Source organism: Actinophytocola sp., from assembly GCF_049647105.1.
Classification (GTDB): Bacteria; Actinomycetota; Actinomycetes; order Mycobacteriales; family Pseudonocardiaceae; genus Actinophytocola.
Genome location: NZ_JBARWZ010000034.1, coordinates 39,310 through 59,927, shown reverse-complemented (window position 1 = coordinate 59,927; position 20,618 = coordinate 39,310). Strand labels below are relative to the sequence as shown.

Below are 20,618 nucleotides of genomic sequence, written 5' to 3'. Positions count from 1 at the left end.
GCCGCGCACACCAGCGCGGCGCCGACGACGTGGCCGACGCCCTCGACACCGGCGCCGCGCCTGCCGACGACCGCCCGGCGATCCGTGCCCTGGCGGGCGTGCTGAACCGGTCGTCACGCGTGTCGGCGGCACTGGCGGCGCTGGTCACCCCCGGCACGTTCACCGCGCCGCCCGCCGGTGCCATGGCGGTCGCCGCCGCGCGGCCGTTCCGTGGCACCGGCGAGCTGATGGTGCTCGGCGAGACCTCGCTGAGCGAGTCGTGAAGCTTGCCGCCATCCCGGGGATCACCCCGGTGTCGATGCGTTCGGTCGACGGGACCGCCACCGCGCTGACCGAGCTGCTGGTGTCCGTGCGCGGACCGGAGTCGGCACACGACCCGGGGGTGGCCCTGGCGGCGCGGGACGCGGCCGAGCTGGCGCACGAGAACGGCGCGGGCCTGGTCGCCGTCGTGTCACACGCGCAGGCCGACCCGGCGATCCTCGTCGGCATGGTCGTCACGGCCGACACCCCGCTCGGTCCGGACGCGGCGGCGGAGCTGGCGCACCACCTGTCCGACGGGGAGGGGCAGGACATCCGCGAGGTCACGTCGTCCACGACCACCCGCGGCTACCCGGTGGTGATCGCGGAGCGCATCCTGCTGTCCGGCCCGCCGACCGCGGGCGCCCAGCTGCAGGCCGTGGTGATCGAGCCGGACGGCCGCCGGATGGCCGTGTTCACCCTGCATTCCACGACGGGCCGGGGCTGGCTGGAGCTCGCGACCGTTCTCGGGCAGCTCGTGTCGTCGGTTGACTTCGCCGAGAATCATTCGCCGAGCAGTTTGTCCCGGTAGTCCCTCGGCGTTTCCCCGACCACTTTCCGGAATGTCCGGGAAAAGTGCGCGGCGTTCGCGAAACCGCATTGTTTGGAGATTTCTCCGATGCCGCGCTTCGCGTGCGCGGGGTCGCCGAGCAGTTCTTTCGCGAGGTCGATCCGCAGTTGCCGGATGCGGCCGGAAACACCGTCCCCGTCGTCGAACAGCTGGTACAGCCTGCGCCGCGAGATGAACAGGGCCTCCGCGATCCGCTCGGCGGTCAGCGCCGGGTCGGCCAGGTGTTCCTTGATGTAGGCGACCGCGTCCCGGCGGCGGGTGGCGATCGCGTCCGCCCGGTTCAGCTCGGTCCGCAGCGCACTGCGCAGCACCAGTTCCGCGAGCCCCGTCAGGTACGGCTTGACCCCGTGCGGATCAAGGGAATCCGAGACCACCAGCAGGTGCGACACGGCAGCGGCGAACAACGTCTGCAGTGACCGGTCCAGCGGCACCGGCTGGAACATCAGCGGCCGCAGTTCCGTGAAGCTGATCGACAGCTTCGCGGTCGTGACCGTCAGCATGACCGTCCCACTGCGCCCCGCGGGCCGGGCCCGCAGCGCGCATTCCGGGAAACTCAGGCTGACACCGCGCGTCGGCACGTACTTCGGCAGCGACGCCCGCATCACCAGCTGAATCTGCGCCGGTTCCCTGGCGGGCACGGTGGGCGCGTCGATCGCCATCCGTGCCGCGCTGGCCCCGGAGGCCCGCACGACGAGATAGCCGGCGGCCACTTCGTCGTCGGCCGCGGCGGCGGGCGGCAGCGCCGACGACAGCGCCGCGAAAACCCGCGAGGTGGATGGCCCAGACATGGCGGTCGCCCCAATGCTCAGTCCAGCACTGGGGCGACACCATAGATGACTCCGGCTCAGGACGCGGTCTTGGCCAGCCACTGGTCCCAGGTCAGTGCCCAGTCGTAGTAGTCGCCGTCCTCGGCGCCGAGCTGCTGGGTGCTGCCGACGACCTCGACCGGGTCACCGGTCATCGCGCTGTCGAAGTAGATCTTCGCGTTGGCCGGTGCGAGGTTCGCGCAGCCGTGCGAGATGTTCTGCTTGCCCTGGGCCCAGATCGACGGCGCGTACCCGTGGATGAACTCGCCGTTGTTGGAGATCCGCACCGCCCACGGCACGACCACGTTCTCGTAGTCGTACTTCGGGTTGGTCATCGAGTACGTCTCGTGCTTGGACATCACCACGTGCGTGCCGCTGTTGGTCACGCGGCCAGGGTCGGACTCCAGCCCGTAGCTCGCCGGGAAGTCCGCCACCTGCACACCGTCGCGGATGACGACGAGGCGGTGGGTCTGCGTGTTGGCCCGCACGATCTGCGAGCGGCCGATCGTGAAGGTCGCGCTCCGGTCCTCGGCACCGTACTTGCCGTCGCCGAACGGGGTGCCGTACAGCTTCGCCACCAGGCTCACCTGCGTGCCCGGCGCCCAGTACGCCTTGGGCCGCCAGTGCGCGGTGCGGTCGTCGAGCCACGCCCACGCGCCCTCGGTCGGCACGGACGCCGTGACCGTCATGGCCTTCTGCACGGTGGCCTTGTCGGTGACGTCGCGGTCGAACGTCACGGAGATCGGCATGGCGACGCCATAGGTCCTGCCGTCGCCGACGTTCAGCGACGCGTCGACCTGCCGCGCCGGCGTGACTGTGGTGAAGGAACCCGAGATCGGCGCCCTCTTGCCGTCGGTGCCCTTCGCGGTGCCCGACCACGTGTAGGTCTTGCCGTACCCCAGCGGCTCACCGACGGTCCACGACGTCTTGTCCGCCGACAGCCGGCCGATCACCTGCTTGCCCGCCGGGTTGGTGAGCGTCAGCGCCTCGATGGTGCCGTCGGCGACCGTCACCGTCACCGGCACGGTCGGCGAGACGTCCGCCGCACCGGACACCGGCGTGAGCGTGACCTTCGCGGACGGCTTGGGCGCCGCCTGCCCCTCCGGCGCGTTCGACGATGTCGTCTCCTGGAAGGGGTTCGCGCCGCCGTCACCGGAGCTGCAGGCCGTCAACCCCAGCACAGCCACGATCCCCGCCGCCAGAACCACTCTTGGCACCCACCGGTACCGCCGTCCACCCATCGATTCCCCCAGTTCACGCCGCCGCGTCGAGCTCACACCTGATTCGACGCCTTTGAGTGGATATGCGTTGGCTCGTTCTTCTGTGATGCAGATCACGTGAGTTCGCCCGGCCGCAGCCAGCGACGATCGATTCGGGGCTGTAATCAGCCGTGTGCAAGTAGTAGTGCTGTGAGTGCTCGTCGCGCTACGCTCTGGCGCGCAGGCCGTTAGTAGTTTCTGTGTTCGTGCTTTTTCCACGCTCGCGGAACGACAAACGCGGGCGTGCCGCTATCCGTCGAAGTTGGCGGAGGTAACGCCCGAGGGGCTGCCGGGGTTGCACGGTGCAACCCCATGCTGATCCTGCGACGGAGGCAGGCGGATGGCACAGGGCACAGTGAAGTGGTTCAACTCCGAAAAGGGCTTCGGCTTCATCGCCGTTGACGAAGGCGGCGACGACGTCTTCGTGCACTATTCGGAGATCCAGGGCAAGGGATTCCGGACCCTGGAGGAGAACCAGCGTGTCGAGTTCGAGGTCGGGCAGGGCACGAAGGGTCCCCAGGCGACGAACGTGCGCGCACTGTAGGTAGCTCAGCGCCGAAGGGCCCCGGTCGGGTGCGACCGGGGCCCTTCGTGTTGGCATGGAGCGTTGGCAGAGCGTTGGTTTGGTCCTGCGGTGTCGGTCGGGCTCGGGTTGGTTCAGCGGCGGGGAAGCTGCTGAGCCTCCCACTCGAGGCGCTGCATTACCCACTCCTGGGCCAGCGCGAGCGGTGAGGTCTGGTTGTGCGCCGCGATCTCACGCAGCTGCTCGTTCGCCATCAGCGACAGACGCAACTGGTAGACCTGCGACCCACCGAAGCGGCGGCCGGAGCCGGTCGTCTCCGGGTCGCCCTCGGGGGAAAGGGCGGCCAGGTACGACTCGAGCTCGTGGTCGGGCAGGGCCTCGCCCTGCTCCACTTCGGTGCGATGGCGTCCAGCGTTCGCGGCGTCTGCCGCCGCCTTGCCGCTGGGTCGACTACGTCCGGTGAAAAGCACCAGAGAAGGATAACGAACCGATTGCGGTCTCACCAGCAAAGCAACCAAAATCACGAGTAAGGGTTGCGTCACTGTGGGTATTTGTGCTGCGTGAACCGGGTGTGGACATGGAGAGGCCCCCGCGCCAGGGGGAGGAACGCGGGGGCCGGAGGGGATCTCCACAGGCGCTGACCGGGGGTGTGTCAGCTTGTCGATTGTTGCACGCGCACGCGCGTCGTGGGAGAGGGCAAACGCGAAAAATCTCGAGAACTATTCACCTGGTGTTCACGGCGATGCTCATCTCTCCACCCGGTGGTCCGATGACCAGCGCGAACCCCCGGGGCTTGTCGGGTTGAGGGCTTCGACAAGCCGGGCCCTGCCAAGCAAGGTTGGCAGGGCCCGCTCAGCGAGCGGCATTCACTCCGTCAGACGGTGGCCCGCCACGGCCAACGCGGCCTCCACGCGGGGGCGGCTCAGCTCGTCCGCGCTCGTGATGGTCACCGCGCCGGTCGTCAGGTTCACGGCCACGTCGGTCACGTGGTCGAGCCCGGACAGCTCCTCGGTCACGGACCTGGCGCAGTGGTCGCAGGTCATGCCGGCGACCCGGTACACGTTGTAGATCGTGTGCATGGGCACTGGTCTCTGACTTCCTTTCTCATACGGCTCCCCACCTAGGTCTTCGACCCTGGGCCCGCCGCGCTTGAGGAATCACGTGTCCCCCACATGGGTCGCCTCGCCCGAATGCCGTTTCCGCTGGTAGCAAGGGGATCGCTCGGGAAACCCCGAGCGGCGCGCACGCGCGGCGACGTCGGAAGGTGGTGACGGGTGATCAGATGCGGCCATTCGAGTGACCCGGCGGTAGCCGTCGGCGCCGGTGTCCACGCCGTGACCGTCAGCCGGTGCGACCTTGACTACTTTGCGTGGGGGCCGGATTCACTCCTCGGGGGGCTGTGGTAAGTGCCCCCCGTCTCATAGCCTTCCCCGAAACCTGATGGTCGGGGAGGCGGCATGAGCGGTCCAGTCGAAGTTCGTGACTTTCTGTTGCAGCACGAGTCCAAGGACACAGCCCTCAACTTCGGTAACGGTGGTGTTCCCGCCCAGCGGAGCGGCGAGACCTCACGCGTGTCGGACGAGCAGGTGCACCGCGCACAGCTCGCCGTGGCCCGCGGCGCACAAGGCGTCGAGGACTGCCGGGAACTGCTGGACATGCTGGGCCTGGTGCCCGGAGAGGACGGCATCGCGCCAGTTCGCCGCTGACGACACCGACCGGCCGGCCCGCACGCCGTCGGCCGGTCGGTCAAGCTCGACAGTCGTGCCGGTCGGGCTCGCGGAGTTGTCGCAGCCAGAGGGTGGTTCGGATACCCGCTTCGAAGGGGTCAGAGGGCATGTCATATGCTTTCGGTGCTCCAAAGCGGGCCCGGGCTCCCATCGTCTAGCGGCCTAGGACTCCGCCCTTTCAAGGCGGCAGCGCGGGTTCGAATCCCGTTGGGAGCACTCTCCGCCGCCGAGGCGGCCCCAGCGGCGCGATCAGGTCGATCAGTGCCGCTTCATCGCCCCCGACTCGATCACCGTCGCGGGCAGTCATCTGCCCTAACCGTGTTGTTCTGGCGACCCTCACGATGTCGGCAACGGCCTATCGCGTAACCGTTTTTCGGACCGCTTCAGTCCATCGAGTGCTTCTGCCCGCAGGTCGGGTACATCCCGCGTCCAGCCCAGGTTGAGCGGGGCGGATCAGCCCTAGTGTGTCGGCATGTTTGGACGGATCTTCGCGGTGGCGGCGTTGGTGGCGATGTTGGCGGTCGTGCCGGCCGAGGCTGTCGGGGCACAGCAGGCCTGCCCGGAGCCGGCCGTCGGCCTGACGAACGGCAGTTTCGAGGAGCCACATCACGACTCACGTCATGCTGTGGTCGCCGAGGGCGACGTGCCGGGCTGGGACACCACGGCCAGCGACGGCACGATCGAGATGTGGGGCCCGGACAACGCGCCGATCAACCGGGGGCTGGAGGTCCCGGCGGTGGAGGGCACGCAGTTCGTCGAGCTCAACTCCAACGAGCCGTCGACGCTGTACCAGGACGTGGTCGCCACGCCGGGACAGGCGATGCTGTGGCAGGTCCACCATCGGGCCCGCAACTCCACCGACGGCTTCGACGAGGACACGATGCGGGTGGCTATCGGCCCACCGGGAAACGTGGTCGTGCAGACGCCCAGCGGGCAGAGCGATCCGGACATCGTCGACGGCGAGGACGAGTGGGGGAGCCGGTTCGGCCGGTACACCGTGCCTGCCGGGCAGACCGTCATCCGGTTTGCCTTCGGCGCCGTCGACACCTCGACCGGAGACCCGTCGATCGGCAACTTCCTCGATCAGATCGAGTTCGGTACCCCGGCCTGCCTCACCCTCACCAAGACCTCCTCGGGCGGCCCGCTCAACGTGGGTGACGAGATCCGATACGAGATCACCGCCCGCAACGACGGCAACTCCCGCGCCCTCGACACAGTGCTCACCGACCCCATCCCGGCCGCGACCAGCTTCGTGCCGGGATCGCTGCGCATCGACGGCCTGCCCGTCACCGACCAGCCCGGCGACGATGCGGGCGAAGTGGACCCGCGTCAGGTCACCGCCCGGCTCGGCGCCGGGGCGAGCGCCACCGCCGGCGGCGCGCTCACCAGCACCGCGACCGCCACCGTCAGCTACGCGGTCCGCGTCGTCGAGTACCTGCCCTCCGTGGACAACCAGGCCACCGTGGACTACGTGGAAGGAGTCGGGGCCACGAACGAGCGCGCGGTCAGCCCGGTCGTGACCGACCTCGTCATCGCCCCAGAACCGACGCCGACGCCCCCCGACCCCACGAACCCGGCACCGCAGGCCTCCGGACCGACGCTGGCGGCCACCGGCCCCTCGATCATGGCCCCGGCGGCCGTCGCGCTGGCCCTGCTCCTCACCGGCGCTCTCCTACTGGTGCACCGCACGCGGTTCCGGAGCCGCGCGAAACAACCCGGCCGGTTCGGCGGCCGATGATCAGGTCGCCGAGCACGTCTGCGCCTCGAGTCAGCGGACAATCCCAAGGTCCGCGGGCATGAGACCCCCGAAAACCAGGGGGTAAGGGTCTGCTAGAGTCACAACCGTTGCTCCAAACGGTGTTGGTGAAAACCGTCGGGGCATGCTTTACCAGTAAGGCCCTGTGGCGCAGTTGGTTAGCGCGTCGCCCTGTCACGGCGAAGGTCGCGGGTTCGAGTCCCGTCAGGGTCGCGGAAGTTCCGGGGGATCATGCTCTCGGAGCTTCTGATCCAGCGTGGTCTGGTGGCACCCATATCGGGCCGCTGGACCACTTTGGTGTTTTTGGCCAGGTAGCTCAGTTGGTATGAGCGACCGCCTGAAAAGCGGTAGGTCGGCGGTTCGATCCCGCCCCTGGCCACCCTCTGACCAGCGAAAACGCCCCGGCCCTGTGCAGGCCGGGGCGTTTCTCGTCTCAGTTTCCGTCTCGATGCCCCCTTTCAGGGGCGTCGCATGACGCTGTGTCTATGACAGCGCCGACACGCACATCGAAACCTGCTCAGCATCGCTCGCTCGCTTAGGCGCGTCGCCAGGTGGAGCTCTACGTCATGCGTAGGCGTAGGTACGCCGCCAGGCCTTCCTGCGTCATCTCGCCTTGCGCAACGAGCAGGATGACAGCGACCAGCTCTGCCTCTGTGAGCATGGGCACGAAGCTGTTGAGGTAGCACGTGAGCAGCATCGCCACTGCCGCGGCTCTCTTGTTGCCATCGACGAACGGATGGTAGGTCTTAGCAATGTTGAAGCACACAATCGCGGCTTTGGCTGAGATGTCCGGATAGAGATCACCGTCGAAGCTCTGTGCAGGAGACGCCATGCAGGCATCAAGCGCACCATGATCTCGAACGGGACCTACTCCAAGAGGCCTAGTCTCATGGATTAGCTGATCCGCAGTGAGGTAGACCCAGTCGGACACCCGCAGCAGCCTACAGCGCTAAACCTCAGAGTTTGCCCAGCAGCTTGATCGCCTCGCCGTACTCACACCGGATCTTGTTCATTGCGTCGGTGAGAGACATCGGGTGAGGGCCTGGCTTCGTGAAGTCGCGGGCGGGCAAGAGATGAGCTGTGGCCTCGCGAGCCTCACGGACTTCGTCCTCAATCGCCTGGATGGTCATCTTCGCCTCCCCGCCAAAGTTGACTCCCGAGAAGGGAGTGCATGCATGCAACAACAGCAAGGGTAGCCGACGTACTCCCGGCTGGTCTTCCCCAATCGGACGAACCACGGGAGACATTTGCTACAGGAACTGTGTTGGGGGGTCTGATCAGGTCAAATGATGTCTTGGGCGACTAGAGACTCGCTAGTTCCAGACGTCCGTCCGGTCGATCTCGCCGTCGATGGGCGGTTGCAAGGGTTGCTGGTGCGGTGAGTCCGCACGGGGGTCGGGTGAGCCGCTAGTGTGCGCGCGTGCGTACCACCTTCGGCACCATCCTCGTCCTGCTCGGGTGTCTCCTCGCCGCGCCCGCGGTGGCGGCCTACGCGCTTGTCGGTGAGGTGACCGACCAGCAGCGGTACCTCGACGCGGTGGAGCCGCTCGCCGACGACCCCGACATCCACGCGTCCGTCGCCGGGCAGATCAACGCGGCGCTCGCGGACAAGGTGCCTGCCTCCGCGCAGCCCCTGGTCGACCAGAGCGTGAACTCGTTCGTCAGGAGCGACGAGTTCCGGCAGCTGTGGATCACCGTGAACAGGGAGGTCCACCCGGAGGTGCTCGCCATGCTGCGTGGCGAGGAAGGCGGCAGCCTCAGCGTCCAGGGCGACGCGATCGTCCTGGACCTCGGTGACGTCGCCACTTTGCTCCGGCAGCGGATGACCGAGGCGGGGGCGCCGTTCGCGGAGCAGATCCCGCGGATCAACGCGTCCGTCGAGCTGATCTCCCGGCCTGCCGTGCGGCAGCTGGTGCCCGCGTTCGACCTGCTCGAGAAGCTCAGCGTGGTGTTGCCGATCGTGGCGCTGGGCCTGCTCATCGGCGGGGTGGCGGTCGCCGGGGGGCGGGGGCGGGTGCTCGTCGTCGGCGGCGTCGGGCTCGTCGTGATGATGTTGCTGCTCGTGTTGTTCCAGTTCCTCGCCCGTAGTCAGGTGACCGCACGCAGTCCCAAGCCGGAGCTGGCCGGCGTCTTCTACGACGCGCTGACGAGCCAGGTCATGACCATCGCCTGGGTCGTGTGCGGGGTCGGCGGGATCGCCATCCTCGTCGGCGGGTTCGTGGCGGCCGCCCAGTCCCGGCGGGCCGCGGCGGCGCCGCCGCCACCTCGGCGCCGGGCGTCCTTCTCGCGCTGAGCTGTCGATCAGGGCAGGCTCCGATCGTGTGGACGGCGACGAGAGGAGAAACCTGTGTTCAGTCCGGCCGAACTCGAGTACCTGCGCGGCCAGCCGCTGGCCCGCCTCGCGACCCTCAACGCCGGGGAGCGGCCCGACGTGGTGCCCGTCGCCTTCGAGGTCGACGAGACCGGGTTCTGGGTCGGGGGCGGGCCGACCGTGGTCTCGACACGCAAGATCCGCAACGTCGTGGCGGGGCGGCGGCGGGTCGCGCTCGTCGTGGACGACCTCGTGTCGCTGCGGCCGTTCATCGCCAGAGGGGTGCGGGTGTACGGGTCCTCGGGTGAGCCGGAGGAGCGGGTCGGGCTCGTCGGGCCGGGCACGTACGTGCGGATCACGGCCGAAATCTCGTGGAGCTGGAATCTCGACGGGCAGCCTGCCGCCGAAGAGTGGTACTCGATGACACGAACGGCCCATTCCGGCTGTTGACAATTGTAAAACTGGGCTGGTCACCTGTGTTACCTGACCGTTGACCAGCCTGTAACCCTGTTCCTAAGGGTGAGACAACTCACTGTCCGTGTAACGGCGCCCCCGCTCCGAGCGAATCAGTGAACGCGGCCTCGGAGCGGCAGGGGCAATCCGAATCGTTGGGTCGCAACGACATTCGTCCATTCCGGGCAAGCGGGGACGCCCATCAACCCGCCATGCGTGCATGCGCACATGTGGCTGGGGGGGACCACAATGCGTGACCAGCAACTAGGCGCCCCACGGCGGAGACCGGTGATCCTGCGGGGCCTGTCTGCCAACCGCCTGCTCCCGCAGGAGCCCAGTCACCCACCCGTCGGCGGGTGGGAACCCCGGTATCGCCGTTACGTGATCACCAGTGACATCCTGGTCACGATCCTCACCGCGGTCGCCATCGGCGGACTGCTCAGCGTGGGTGCCGCGGCTCTCTTCAAGGACCTCACGCTCGGCTTCCTGTCCGTGGTCTCCGTCGTCTGCTCGCTCGCCATGAACCGGGCGTGGCACCCGACCGTGCTGGGCCAGGGCGCCGAGGAGTACGTCCGCCTCGGTCGCGGCATGTTCGCGGCCGCCGCCGCGCTCGGCCTCGCCGGCCTCGCCACCGGCGTCGTGTCGACCCGGCCGTGGGTGTTCGTCGTCATCCCGGCCACCGCCGTCATCGCGTTGCTGGCCCGCTACCTGCTGCGACAGGTCCTGCACAGGGCACGCTACGAAGGCGAGTGCCTGCTGCCCGTGATGGCGGCGGGCGGCGTCGACACCGTGCGGGACCTGATCACCCGCACGAAGGCCGCGCCGCACGTCGGGTGGCGCGTCGCCGCGATCTGCACCGTCGATGGCGAAGGCGACAGCGGCAGCGGCGGCATGGAGGTCGACGGCGTGTCCGTCATCGGCACCCTCGACGACCTGTCCGACCACGTCCGCCGTGGCGGCTACCGCATCGTCGCGATCACCGCCGACTCGTACTGGACGCCGCGCAGACTGCAGCAGCTCGCATGGAAACTCGAGGGCAGCGGCGCCGAGATGGTGGTGGCGCCGATGCTCATGGAGGTCGCCGGGCCGCGGCTGCACGTGTCGGGTGTGCTCGGCATGCCGTTGCTCCGGGTCAGCGCACCCGCGTTCACCGGCGTCCGCCGCGTGGTGAAGGGCGTTGTCGACCGGATCGGCGCGTTCGCGCTGCTGACGGTCGGTGTGCCGGTGATGCTGATCGCGTCGCTCGCGATCCTCATCGACAGCCGGGGCGGGGTGTTCTACCGGCAGCGCCGCGTCGGCAAGGGCGGCGAGGAGTTCACGATTCTCAAGTTCCGCACGATGGTGCGCAACGCCGACCGGGTCAAGAAGGACCTCGAGGCCGCCAACGAAGGCGCAGGGGTCCTGTTCAAGATGCGCCGGGACCCGCGCGTCACCAGGGTCGGCGCGCTGCTGCGGCGTTACTCGATCGACGAGCTGCCGCAGCTGTTCAACGTGCTCACCGGCGACATGTCGCTGGTGGGGCCACGGCCACCGCTGCCGGAGGAGAGCGCCCGCTACGAGGCGGACGTGCGGCGGCGGCTGCTCGTGAAACCGGGCTTGACCGGATTGTGGCAGGTCAGCGGACGGAGCGACCTGCCATGGGAAGAGGCGGTCCGGTTGGACCTGCGCTATGTGGAGGACTGGTCACTCGCGCTCGACGCGATGATCCTGTGGAAGACCTTCCGAGCGGTGCTCGGCGGGCAGGGAGCGTACTGACGATGAACTGCCGACTCTGTGGCTCGACGAATCTCGCCAGCGTTGTCGATCTCGGCGCCACTCCACCCTGCGAGTTGTTCCTCTCGGCCGAACAGGTCGACGAACCCGAGATGACCTACCCGCTGCACCTGCGGTTGTGCACGGAGTGCCTGCTGGCGCAGCTGCCGCCGCTGATCACCCCGGAGGAGACGTTCACCGAGTACGCGTACTTCTCGTCCTTTTCGGACTCCTGGGTGCGGCACGCGGAGGAGTTCGTCGACGCGCAGGTCGCGCGCATCGACCCGAAGTTCGTGGTCGAGGTCGCCTCCAACGACGGCTACCTGCTGCGGCACGTGGTCGAGCGCGGCATCCGCTGCCTGGGGGTCGAGCCGTCGGTGAACGTGGGCTCCGCCGCCCGCGACAAGGGTGTGCCGACGCTGACCGCGTTCCTGTCCCCGGAAACCGGGCAGGCCGTCCGCGACGAGCACGGCCCGGCCGACCTGGTGGTCGCCAACAACGTATACGCACACATCCCGGACGTCGTCGGGTTCACCAGGGGCCTGCGTGCGCTGGTCGCCGACGACGGCTGGGTGTCGATCGAGGTGCAGCACCTGCTCACGCTGATCGAGCTGACCCAGTACGACACGATCTACCACGAGCACTTCCAGTACTACACGGTCGCGTCCGCGCAGCGTGCGCTCGCGAGCGGCGGACTGTCCCTTGTGGACGTCGAGCTGGTGCCGACGCACGGCGGCTCGATCCGCCTGCTGGCCCAGCCGACGGAGAGTGCTCCCGAACCGACGCGGCGTGTCCTCGATGTGCTGAGCCGGGAGAAGGCCGCAGGCCTGCACGAGCTGAGCGGGTACGCCGAGTTCGCCCAGCGGGTGGCGAAGGTGCGCCGTGAGCTGCTCGGCTTCCTTGTCGACGCGGCGGCCGATGGCAAGACCGTCGTCGGCTACGGGGCACCCGGCAAGGGCAACACGCTGCTCAACCACTGCGGCATCCGCCCCGACCTCCTGCAGTACACAGTGGACCGCAACCCGTACAAGCACGGCCGGTTCACTCCTGGCACGCGGATCCCGATCCTGCCGCCGGAGCAGATCGCGGTCGACAAGCCGGACTACGTGCTCGTGCTGCCGTGGAACCTGCGCAAGGAGCTCACCGCCCAACTGTCCTATGTGGGCGACTGGGGCGGAAAGCTCGTCTTCCCCATTCCTCATCTCGAGATCGTCGAGGTTCAGTCATGAAGGTCGTGTTGTTCTGCGGCGGCTACGGCATGCGGATGCGCAACGGTGCCGCCGACGACGTGCCCAAGCCGATGGCCATGGTGGGCCCGCGCCCGCTGATCTGGCACGTGATGCGCTACTACGCCCACTTCGGGCACACGGAGTTCATCCTGTGCCTCGGCTACGGCGCCCACCACATCAAGAAGTTCTTCCTCGACTACGAGGAGACCACGTCCAACGACTTCGTCCTGCGTGACGGCAAGGCGGAGCTGCTCTCCACCGACATCGCCGACTGGACGATCACGTTCGTGCAGACCGGTATCGAGTCGGCGATCGGTGAGCGGCTGCGCCGGGTGCGTGAGCACCTGGACGGCGAGGAGATGTTCCTCGCCAACTACGCGGACGTGCTCACCGACGCCCCGTTGCCGGACATGATCGACAAGTTCAGGAATTCCGACGCGGGCGCGCAGATGATGGTCGTGCCGCCGCAGTCGTCGTTCCACTGCGTCGAGATGGGCACCGACGGCATGGTCGGCGCGATCACCGCCGTCAGCGAGATGCCGCTGTGGGAGAACGGCGGCTACTTCGTGCTCCGCCAGGAGGTCTTCGACCACATCCCGGAGGGCGGCGACCTGGTCGCCGACGGCTGCGGTGAGCTGGCGAAGCGCGGCAGGCTCAGCGCCTTCCCGTACCGCGGCTTCTGGCAGCCGACGGACACCGTCAAGGAACGCACCATGCTCGACGACGGCTACACGCACGGCGTCAAGCCCTGGGCCCTGTGGGACCAGGTGCCGGCGTGATCGGTCTGGGGGCGCGCGTCACGCGAGTGGTCGCGCTGGGGGCGCACTGTGACGACATCGCGATCGGTGCGGGCGGCACGCTGCTGACGTTGTGCAAGGCCAACCCCGGACTGCGCGTCGACGCGCTCGTCCTGTCCGGCGGCGGCACCGAACGCGAGGACGAGGAACGGGCGGCGCTGGCGGCGTTCTGCCAGGGCGCGGAGCTGGACGTGACCGTGCACAAGCTGCCGGACGGCCGCCTGCCGGCGCACTGGGACGAGGCCAAGGCCGCGCTCGAGGAGCTCCGTGCCAACACGGACCCGGACCTGATCCTCGCTCCGCGCACCGAGGACGCGCACCAGGACCACCGCGGCCTCGCGAAGCTGGTGCCGACCGTGTACCGGAATCACCTGGCGCTCGGCTACGAGATCGTCAAATGGGACGCTGACCTGGGCCGCCCCACCGCCTATCAGCCGCTGTCGGCCGAGACGGCGGAGAAAAAAGTCGAGCTGTTGCAACAGCACTACGCCTCGCAGCGACACCGTCCTTGGTACGACCGGGAAGCCTTCCTCGGACTCGCGCGCATCCGCGGCATCGAATGCCAGGAGCGCTACGCGGAGGCGTTCTCGGTGCGGAAGCTGACATTCGATTGGGAGGGCTGAGCCGTGCGTGTGCTGCTCACCGGGCACAAGGGTTATCTCGGCACGGTCATGGCGCCGGTGCTCAAGGCTGCTGGCCACGACGTGACCGGCCTCGACTCCGGTCTGTTCGCGCAGTGCCTGCTCGGGCCCGCGCCGCAGGACCCGCCCGGCCACACCGTGGACCTGCGTGACGTGCACCCGTCGCACCTCGAGGGGTTCGACGCGGTCATCCACCTCGCGGCGCTGTCGAACGACCCGCTCGGCGCGCTCGCGCCGGACCTCACCTACGACATCAACCACCACGCGTCCGTGCGGCTCGCGCGGCTGGCCCGCGACGCCGGGGTCCGCCGGTTCCTGTACGCGTCGACGTGCTCGGTGTACGGCGCGTCCGGCGGTGACGGCCTCGTCGACGAGGACGCGCCGCTGCGGCCCGCGACCCCGTACGCGGAGTCGAAGGTGCTGGTGGAGGGCGACCTGCACGACATGGCCGACGACGACTTCACGCCGGTGTACCTGCGCAACGCCACCGCGTTCGGCTACTCACCGCGTCTGCGTGCCGACATCGTGCTGAACAACCTGGTCGGCCACGCGTTCCTGTCGAACGAGGTGCTGGTGCTGTCCGACGGCACGCCGTGGCGCCCACTCGTGCACGCCGCCGACATCGCGCGTGCGTTCGCCGCCGCGCTGGCCGCACCGCGCGAGGCCGTGCACGACAAGGCGTTCAACATCGGCACCGAACGCAACAACGTGACGGTCGCGGAGATCGCGAACGAGGTCATCGAGGCGGTGCCGGGTTCGACGCTGCGGATCACCGGCGAGGCGGGTGCCGACCCGCGTTCGTACCGCGTCGACTTCTCCCGCTTCCGCGCGGCGATCCCCGGCTTCGACTGCGAGTGGTCGGTGAAGGCGGGCGCGGTCGAGCTGATCGAGGCCTACCAGAAGCACGGCCTGACCAAGGAGTCCTTCGACCGCCGGTTCACCAGGCTGGCCTGGCTGAAGGACCGCGCGGAGAGCGGCGCCGTGGACGAGACCATGCGCTATGCCTGAGGGTGACCGGATGCATGCTCTGGTGCGGCGGTTGTACCCGCTGTGCCGGAGCATCACCGGTGACGGTGTCCGGGAGACCCTCGCGATCGTCGGCGAGCAACTCGACCTGACCGTGCACGAGGTGCCGACCGGGACGCAGGTCCTGGACTGGACCGTGCCGCAGGAGTGGAACATCCGTGACGCCCACATCTCCCGCGACGGCGAGCGGATCGTGGACTTCCAGGCGCTGAACCTGCACGTGGTCGGCTACAGCGTGCCGGTGCACCGGACGATGACGCTCGATGAGCTGCGCGGCCACCTGCACACGCTGCCGGACCAGCCGTCGCTCGTCCCGTACCGCACCTCCTACTACGCGCCGACGTGGGGTTTCTGCCTCGCACAGGCCACGTTGGACGCGATGCCGGACGGCGACTACGAGGTGGTCATCGACTCGGACCTGGCCGACGGGTCGCTGACCTACGCCGAGCACGTGGTGCCCGGCCAGGTCGACGACGAGGTCATCGTCTCCTGCCACGTGTGCCACCCGTCGCTGGCCAACGACAACATGGCGGGCGTGGCGGTCGCGGTGGAGCTGGCGAAGTCGCTCCGGAACCCGTACTACACCTACCGTTTCATCTTCGCGCCCGGCACGATCGGCGCCATCACCTGGCTGGCCCGCAACGACGCGGCACGTGTCAGGCACGGCCTCGTGCTCGCCTGCGCAGGTGACCGCGGCTCCCTGACCTACAAGCAGAGCCGCCGGGGCGACGCGGAGATCGACCGCGTCCTCGCGCACGTGCTCCGCGACCGTCCGCACGAGATCCGCGAGTTCTCCCCGTACGGCTACGACGAGCGCCAGTACTGCTCACCCGGCTACAACCTGGGTGTCGGCTCGCTCACCCGCACCCCGTACGCGGGCTACCCGGAGTACCACACCTCCGGCGACGACCCGGACTTCGTCACGCCGGAGTCCATGGTGGACACCCTCACGGTGTGCCGGGAGGCCGTCGACGTCCTCGAACGGAACCGGCGTTACGTCAACATGAGCCCGTACGGCGAACCGCAGCTGGGCAGGCGCGGCCTGTACGAGTCGCTCGGCGGCCGCAGCGACGCGAAGGACGCGCAGCTGGCGATGCTGTGGGTGCTGAACCTGTCCGACGGGGACCACGACCTGCTCACCATCGCCGACCGGGCACGGCTGCCGTTCCAGGCAGTGGCCGCGGCGGCGGACGCGTTGGCTGCGGCCGGATTGTTGAAAGTTGGTTAGATGGGTGGCATCGCGCGGCGGCTGACCTGGGGACTCGGCGATCAGGCCGTGTCCAGCATGACCAACTTCGTGGTCGGCGTGTTCGTCGCCCGCGAGCTTGGCGTCGCCGCGTTCGGCATCTTCAGCCTTGTCTGGGTCACCTACGGGGTGATCCTCAACATCTCCCGTGGCCTCGCGACAGACCCGCTCGTCGTGCGGTTCAGTGGCGCGTCCACCGCGGACTGGCGGCAGGCCACCGCCCGCGCGAGCGGCACCGCGATCGCCGTCGGTGCCGCGTTCGGTGTGCTCGCGGCGTTCGCCGGGTTCGCCATCGGCGGCACGCTGGGGGCCGCGTTCGTCGCGCTCGCCGTCGTCGCACCCGGCATGCTGCTGCAGGACAGCTGGCGGTTCGCGTTCTTCGCCGCGGGAGAGGGACACAAGGCGTTCGTCAACGACGTCGTGTGGGCCATCACCATGATCCCGTTGCTGCTGCTGGCTGCCGTGCACGGCAGTGTCTGGGGCTTCGTGCTCGCCTGGGGTGGCGCGTCGCTGCTCGCCGCGGGCTGCGGGTGGCTGCAGAGCCGGATCGTGCCGCACTTCGCCGGAGTGCGGGACTGGCTGCGGCAGCACAAGGAGCTCGGCTCCCGCTACCTCATCGAGAACGTCAGCAACTCCGGCGCGGCACAGCTGCGGATGTACGGCCTCGGTGCGATCGCCGGCCTCTCCGCCGTCGGCGCGGTGCGCGGCGCGGAGCTGCTGCTCGGCCCGTTCCTCGCGCTGCTCATGGGCCTGAACCTGGTCGCGGTGCCGGAGGCGGCCCGCGTCCTGCGCGAGGCGCCGGGCCGTCTCGCCCGTTTCTGTCTCACCCTGGGTGGCGTGCAGGCCATCGCGGCCGCGACCTGGGGCGCCATCCTGTTGTTCCTCGTACCAGACGCGCTCGGCACGCTCGTGCTCGACGACGTGTGGGCACACGCGCAACCGCTGATCCTGCCGGTCTCCCTGTCGGTCACCGGCGCGGGCATCGTCGCGGGCGCGGCGGCCGGGCTCCGCGCGCTCGGTGCGGCGCCACGGAGCCTGCGGGCCCAGCTGTGGGCGTCGGCGGGCTACCTCGGCTTCGGTCTCGTCGGCGCGTGGTTCGGCGGGGCCGTCGGCATGAGCTGGGGCTCCACCATCGCCATGTGGCTCGGTGCGGGCCTGTGGTGGCTACAGCTTCGCGCGGCGCTGCGCGAGCGCACTCCCGTCCAGGAACTCCCGAACCTCGCCGAATCGAGGACATCATGAAGCGGACCAGAGCCCCGAGACTCACGATCGGCCTGCCGGTCTACAACGGTGAGGAGTACCTCGCGGAGTCTCTTGACGCGTTGATCGGTCAGTCCTACGAGGACTACGAGCTCGTCATCACCGACAACGCGTCCACGGACGGCACCGCCGACATCTGCAAGCGGTACCTGGCCATGGACTCACGCGTCAGCTACCACCGCCTGCCGGAGAACATCGGCGCCGCGGGCAACCACAACCACGTGGTCACCCTCGCCCGCGGCGAGCTGTTCAAGTGGGCCTCCCACGACGACCTCTACGGCGCCACCCTGCTGGAACGCTGCGTCGAGGCCCTCGACGAACGCCAGGACTTCGTCCTCGCGCACTCCTACAACGCGACGATCGACAGCCACGGCAAGATCATCGAGCCCTACGACTACCGCATGCCGACCGACTCGCCGTCCGCGGCGGAACGGTTCCGGGGCCTCCTGCACGCCTCCGGCGGCGACGACTTCTACGGCGTCATCCGGACCGCGTCGCTGCGCAACGTGAGGCCGCACGACAGTTACCACCACGCGGACCGCACGTTCGTGATGGACATGGCCATGCAGGGCCGCTTCCACCAGGTGCCGGAGCTGCTGTACTTCCGCCGCGACCACGAGACCCGCGCCGAACGCGCCAACCCGAGCATCCGCAGCCGCTGCGCGAACCTCGACCCCAAGCGCGCCAAGGGTTTCAACCCGGCGCCGCGCCTGCTCGCCGAGTACGCCCTCGGTTACGTCACCCTGATCCGCCGCGCGCCCATCGACCGCGCGGAGAAGCGGAAGTGCTACCGCTACCTGGCCGAGTACCTGTCGAGCCGCGTCACCCGCCGCGTCGTCAGCGCCTCCGGCCAGCCCGCGGTGGCGCCGAAGGACCAGGTCCTGTCGATCGACGGGATCGTGCCGAGGGGAGTCCACCAGTGAAGGTCGGGTTGTTCGGCCTGCTGGGCTCCGGGAACATGGGCAACGACGGCTCACTGGAGGTCATCCTCGCCTACCTGCGTGAGCACCACCCGTCCGCCGAGCTGAGCAGCCTGTGCTCCGGCGCCGACGTGGTCGAGGCTCGCTACGGCGTCCCGGCCGAACCGCTGCACTGGTACTACACCCGCGACCGCGACCCTGGCCCGCTCGCCAGGTTCGGGCTGAAGGTCTTCGCCAAGTTCCGTGACTCGGCGCGGGTGCTGCGCTGGGTGCGGCGGCAGGACGTGGTGATCGTGCCGGGCGCCGGCGTGCTGGAGAACACGCTTCCCCTGCGGGCGTGGGGTTTCCCGCTGTCACTGTTCCTGCTCAGCGTCTTCGGCAGGCTCACCGGCACGAAGGTCGCGTTCGTCAACGTCGGCTCCAACGTGATCAACCAGCGGATGATGCGGTTCCTCATCCGCTGGGCGGCCGGTCTCGCGCACTACCGCTCCTTCCGCGACTCCCTGTCCCGCGACTCGCTCGCCACCATGGGGGTGGACACCTCCCGCGACGAGGTCTTCCCGGACCTCGTCTTCGCCCTGCCGGGCCCGGATGTCACCGTGGAGAGCGGCACGGTCGCCGTGGGTCTGATGGACTACCACGGTAGTAACGACGACAGGGCCAGTGCCGACCTAATACACAAGACTTATGTGGAGGGTATGAGGCGGTTCGTACGCTGGCTGGTCGACGGCGGCCACCGGGTGCGACTGCTCATCGGGGACGAGGTGGACGAGAAGATCGTCCGCGAGTTCATGGCCGACATGCCGGAAACCCTGGTCTACGAACAAATCAGGACGCTCGGCGACGTGATGGCACAGATCGCGCGCGCCGAGGTGGTGGTCGCCACCCGCTACCACAACGTGTTGTGCGCTCTGAAGCTCGGGAAGCCGACCGTCTCGGTCAGCTACTCGGCGAAGAACGACCGGATCATGGCCGACATGGGCATCGGTGAGTACACACAGGACGCCAGGACCGTGGACGCGGACCGGCTGATCGTTCAGTTCACCGAGGTCGTGGCGGCAGCGGACCGCATCGGACTCGTGCTTGGCGAGAATGCGGGACGCAAGTCCGCGCAACTGGCGCGGCAGTTCGAAGTTCTCTCGGCTGCTCTGGGAATGCCGGTCGAGACCGCGAAGGAAAGCACACGGGAAGTGATTTCGTGAGCATCACAGCTGGAGGACGGCCGCGGCAGACCGTTCGTCCCCCGAGTTTGGCGGCCACCGTGCGGCAGCTGGGCAGCCGGGCGGAAGACCTGCTGCAGCGCGTCCTCACCCGCGTCGGACTGTCCCATTCGGAGTCCCGGATCGCCGAGGACGCCCAGGACTACTGGGCGGAGTCGGGAAGTTCGAAGTGGAAGGCGAACTCGCACTGGCGGGACGCACCCGTCTTCGACAACGGTGACCTCTGGTACGAGATCGGCAAGCGGCACCTCGACATGTTCGACCGCGGCGCACGCTCGGTCGGGTTCGACCGTCCACTTGGGCGCGTGGTGGAGTGGGGCTGTGGCGGCGGCGCCAACGCCGTCCACTTCGCACCGAGGGCGAGCGAGTTCGTCGGGGTGGACGTGGTGCCGGAGACACTGGACGAGTGCGCACGGCAGGTGGCCGCGCACGGCGACACCCGCTACACACCGGTGCTCGCCGAGGTCGCCCATCCCGAGCGCGTGGTGGAGCAGGTCGGTACCTGCGATCTCTTCCTCTGCTTCTACGTCTTCGAGCTGATCCCCACCCCCGAGTACGGCGAGCGGCTCCTGCGGATCGCGTCCAGGATGCTGGCGCCTGGCGGGCTGGCGCTGATCCAGGTCAAGTACCACGACGGCGGCTTCTGGAACCGCCCTCGCCGCCGCGGTTACCGCACCAGTGTGGCGGGCATGACGACGTACTCGGTGCCGGAGTTCTGGCAGCTGGTCACCAGGTGCGGGCTGCGGCCCGAGGTCGTGGAGCTGATCCCGGAGAACGAGCTGGACCGCAACTACGCGTATTTCCTGGTCTCCAAGGGGGAGTGA

General features: G+C 68.6%; 23 protein-coding genes and 3 tRNA genes. 20 read left to right on the top strand and 6 right to left on the bottom strand.

What is annotated here, in order from left to right:
- Positions 1–263 (top strand): hypothetical protein (locus tag WBA97_RS05085; protein WP_424229505.1); only part of this gene is annotated, 263 nt, incomplete at its 5' end.
- Positions 260–829, top strand: a complete 570-nt coding sequence (locus WBA97_RS05080; RefSeq protein ID WP_424229504.1) for a hypothetical protein — start codon at positions 260–262, stop codon at positions 827–829. The genes WBA97_RS05085 and WBA97_RS05080, both read left to right, overlap by 4 nt.
- Here WBA97_RS05080 and WBA97_RS05075 read toward each other — a convergent pair.
- Positions 802–1,656, bottom strand: coding sequence for a helix-turn-helix domain-containing protein (locus WBA97_RS05075; RefSeq protein WP_424229503.1), 855 nt, complete (start codon positions 1,654–1,656; stop codon positions 802–804). The genes WBA97_RS05080 and WBA97_RS05075 overlap by 28 nt on opposite strands.
- A 56-nt stretch (positions 1,657–1,712) precedes the next feature.
- Positions 1,713–2,915 carry a L,D-transpeptidase gene (locus WBA97_RS05070; protein WP_424229502.1) on the bottom strand — a complete coding sequence of 401 codons (1,203 nt, stop codon included), beginning with the start codon at positions 2,913–2,915 and terminating at the stop codon, positions 1,713–1,715.
- A gap of 358 nt (positions 2,916–3,273) precedes the next feature.
- Between WBA97_RS05070 and WBA97_RS05065 the strand changes: the two genes are divergently transcribed.
- Positions 3,274–3,477, top strand: a complete 204-nt coding sequence (locus tag WBA97_RS05065; protein WP_133905397.1) for a cold-shock protein — start codon at positions 3,274–3,276, stop codon at positions 3,475–3,477.
- Between the two features lie 113 nt (positions 3,478–3,590).
- Here the strand turns inward: WBA97_RS05065 and WBA97_RS05060 are convergent, their stop codons facing one another.
- Positions 3,591–3,926: a hypothetical protein gene (locus WBA97_RS05060; protein ID WP_424229501.1), complete on the bottom strand. Its 336-nt coding sequence runs from the start codon at positions 3,924–3,926 to the stop codon at positions 3,591–3,593.
- A 396-nt stretch (positions 3,927–4,322) separates the two neighbouring features.
- Positions 4,323–4,535, bottom strand: coding sequence for a heavy-metal-associated domain-containing protein (locus WBA97_RS05055; RefSeq protein WP_424229506.1), 213 nt, complete (start codon positions 4,533–4,535; stop codon positions 4,323–4,325).
- 378 nt (positions 4,536–4,913) lie between these two features.
- Here WBA97_RS05055 and WBA97_RS05050 point away from each other — a divergent pair, with 378 nt between their 5' ends.
- From WBA97_RS05050 to WBA97_RS05030, 5 genes are all read left to right on the top strand, one after another.
- Positions 4,914–5,162, top strand: coding sequence for a hypothetical protein (locus WBA97_RS05050; protein ID WP_424229500.1), 249 nt, complete (start codon positions 4,914–4,916; stop codon positions 5,160–5,162).
- A 164-nt stretch (positions 5,163–5,326) separates the two neighbouring features.
- Positions 5,327–5,399, top strand: a tRNA-Glu gene (locus tag WBA97_RS05045).
- 256 nt (positions 5,400–5,655) lie between these two features.
- A complete protein-coding gene (locus WBA97_RS05040; RefSeq protein ID WP_424229499.1) occupies positions 5,656–6,921 on the top strand; it encodes a DUF11 domain-containing protein in 1,266 nt (421 codons plus the stop codon).
- Positions 6,922–7,078: 157 nt separating this feature from the next.
- Positions 7,079–7,152: transfer RNA gene (locus WBA97_RS05035), tRNA-Asp, on the top strand.
- Between the two features lie 92 nt (positions 7,153–7,244).
- A tRNA-Phe gene (locus WBA97_RS05030) sits at positions 7,245–7,318 on the top strand.
- A 180-nt stretch (positions 7,319–7,498) separates the two neighbouring features.
- On the opposite strand, the gene WBA97_RS05025 is transcribed toward WBA97_RS05030, so the two are convergent.
- Both WBA97_RS05025 and WBA97_RS05020 read right to left on the bottom strand, forming a co-directional pair.
- Entirely contained in the window at positions 7,499–7,870 is a 372-nt protein-coding gene (locus tag WBA97_RS05025) for a type II toxin-antitoxin system death-on-curing family toxin (protein WP_424229498.1), read from the bottom strand.
- 25 nt (positions 7,871–7,895) lie between these two features.
- Positions 7,896–8,069: a hypothetical protein gene (locus WBA97_RS05020; RefSeq protein WP_424229497.1), complete on the bottom strand. Its 174-nt coding sequence runs from the start codon at positions 8,067–8,069 to the stop codon at positions 7,896–7,898.
- A 290-nt stretch (positions 8,070–8,359) separates the two neighbouring features.
- On the opposite strand from WBA97_RS05020, the gene WBA97_RS05015 reads away from it, so the two are divergent.
- The 12 genes from WBA97_RS05015 (at position 8,360) to WBA97_RS04960 (ending at position 20,618) form a co-directional block, all read left to right on the top strand.
- Positions 8,360–9,232, top strand: a complete 873-nt coding sequence (locus WBA97_RS05015; RefSeq protein WP_424229496.1) for a hypothetical protein — start codon at positions 8,360–8,362, stop codon at positions 9,230–9,232.
- Between the two features lie 54 nt (positions 9,233–9,286).
- Positions 9,287–9,700, top strand: coding sequence for a PPOX class F420-dependent oxidoreductase (locus tag WBA97_RS05010; protein ID WP_424229495.1), 414 nt, complete (start codon positions 9,287–9,289; stop codon positions 9,698–9,700).
- Positions 9,701–9,952: 252 nt separating this feature from the next.
- The gene (locus WBA97_RS05005) at positions 9,953–11,458 is read left to right on the top strand and encodes a sugar transferase (protein WP_424229494.1); all 1,506 of its coding nucleotides are present in this window, start codon (positions 9,953–9,955) and stop codon (positions 11,456–11,458) included.
- Positions 11,459–11,460: 2 nt separating this feature from the next.
- On the top strand, positions 11,461–12,684 hold the full coding sequence (locus WBA97_RS05000) for a class I SAM-dependent methyltransferase (protein ID WP_424229493.1): 1,224 nt from the start codon (positions 11,461–11,463) through the stop codon (positions 12,682–12,684).
- The gene (locus WBA97_RS04995; protein ID WP_424229492.1) at positions 12,681–13,463 is read left to right on the top strand and encodes a glucose-1-phosphate cytidylyltransferase; all 783 of its coding nucleotides are present in this window, start codon (positions 12,681–12,683) and stop codon (positions 13,461–13,463) included. The genes WBA97_RS05000 and WBA97_RS04995 overlap by 4 nt, the downstream gene beginning before the upstream one ends.
- Positions 13,460–14,104: a PIG-L deacetylase family protein gene (locus tag WBA97_RS04990; protein WP_424229491.1), complete on the top strand. Its 645-nt coding sequence runs from the start codon at positions 13,460–13,462 to the stop codon at positions 14,102–14,104. Before WBA97_RS04995 ends, WBA97_RS04990 begins: the two co-directional genes overlap by 4 nt.
- Before the next feature lie 3 nt (positions 14,105–14,107).
- A complete protein-coding gene (locus WBA97_RS04985) occupies positions 14,108–15,130 on the top strand; it encodes an NAD-dependent epimerase/dehydratase family protein (RefSeq protein WP_424229490.1) in 1,023 nt (340 codons plus the stop codon).
- Positions 15,123–16,376: a DUF4910 domain-containing protein gene (locus WBA97_RS04980; protein ID WP_424229489.1), complete on the top strand. Its 1,254-nt coding sequence runs from the start codon at positions 15,123–15,125 to the stop codon at positions 16,374–16,376. Before WBA97_RS04985 ends, WBA97_RS04980 begins: the two co-directional genes overlap by 8 nt.
- Positions 16,377–17,636, top strand: a complete 1,260-nt coding sequence (locus WBA97_RS04975) for a hypothetical protein (protein ID WP_424229488.1) — start codon at positions 16,377–16,379, stop codon at positions 17,634–17,636.
- On the top strand, positions 17,633–18,577 hold the full coding sequence (locus tag WBA97_RS04970; protein ID WP_424229487.1) for a glycosyltransferase family 2 protein: 945 nt from the start codon (positions 17,633–17,635) through the stop codon (positions 18,575–18,577). Before WBA97_RS04975 ends, WBA97_RS04970 begins: the two co-directional genes overlap by 4 nt.
- The gene (locus WBA97_RS04965; RefSeq protein ID WP_424229486.1) at positions 18,574–19,776 is read left to right on the top strand and encodes a polysaccharide pyruvyl transferase family protein; all 1,203 of its coding nucleotides are present in this window, start codon (positions 18,574–18,576) and stop codon (positions 19,774–19,776) included. Before WBA97_RS04970 ends, WBA97_RS04965 begins: the two co-directional genes overlap by 4 nt.
- A gap of 59 nt (positions 19,777–19,835) precedes the next feature.
- Positions 19,836–20,618 carry a class I SAM-dependent methyltransferase gene (locus WBA97_RS04960; RefSeq protein ID WP_424229485.1) on the top strand — a complete coding sequence of 261 codons (783 nt, stop codon included), beginning with the start codon at positions 19,836–19,838 and terminating at the stop codon, positions 20,616–20,618.

Excerpts from the sequence above, each read along its gene's own strand:
- WBA97_RS05075 (WP_424229503.1), bottom strand. The coding sequence starts at position 1,656 with ATGTCTGGGCCATCCACCTCGCGGGTTTTCGCGGCGCTGTCGTCGGCG.
- WBA97_RS05070 (WP_424229502.1), bottom strand. The coding sequence starts at position 2,915 with ATGGGTGGACGGCGGTACCGGTGGGTGCCAAGAGTGGTTCTGGCGGCG.
- WBA97_RS05065 (WP_133905397.1), top strand. The coding sequence starts at position 3,274 with ATGGCACAGGGCACAGTGAAGTGGTTCAACTCCGAAAAGGGCTTCGGC.
- WBA97_RS05055 (WP_424229506.1), bottom strand. The coding sequence starts at position 4,535 with ATGCACACGATCTACAACGTGTACCGGGTCGCCGGCATGACCTGCGAC.
- WBA97_RS05050 (WP_424229500.1), top strand. The coding sequence starts at position 4,914 with ATGAGCGGTCCAGTCGAAGTTCGTGACTTTCTGTTGCAGCACGAGTCC.
- WBA97_RS05040 (WP_424229499.1), top strand. The coding sequence starts at position 5,656 with ATGTTTGGACGGATCTTCGCGGTGGCGGCGTTGGTGGCGATGTTGGCG.
- WBA97_RS05020 (WP_424229497.1), bottom strand. The coding sequence starts at position 8,069 with ATGACCATCCAGGCGATTGAGGACGAAGTCCGTGAGGCTCGCGAGGCC.
- WBA97_RS05005 (WP_424229494.1), top strand. The coding sequence starts at position 9,953 with ATGCGTGACCAGCAACTAGGCGCCCCACGGCGGAGACCGGTGATCCTG.
- WBA97_RS05000 (WP_424229493.1), top strand. The coding sequence starts at position 11,461 with ATGAACTGCCGACTCTGTGGCTCGACGAATCTCGCCAGCGTTGTCGAT.
- WBA97_RS04995 (WP_424229492.1), top strand. The coding sequence starts at position 12,681 with ATGAAGGTCGTGTTGTTCTGCGGCGGCTACGGCATGCGGATGCGCAAC.
- WBA97_RS04980 (WP_424229489.1), top strand. The coding sequence starts at position 15,123 with ATGCCTGAGGGTGACCGGATGCATGCTCTGGTGCGGCGGTTGTACCCG.
- WBA97_RS04975 (WP_424229488.1), top strand. The coding sequence starts at position 16,377 with ATGGGTGGCATCGCGCGGCGGCTGACCTGGGGACTCGGCGATCAGGCC.
- WBA97_RS04970 (WP_424229487.1), top strand. The coding sequence starts at position 17,633 with ATGAAGCGGACCAGAGCCCCGAGACTCACGATCGGCCTGCCGGTCTAC.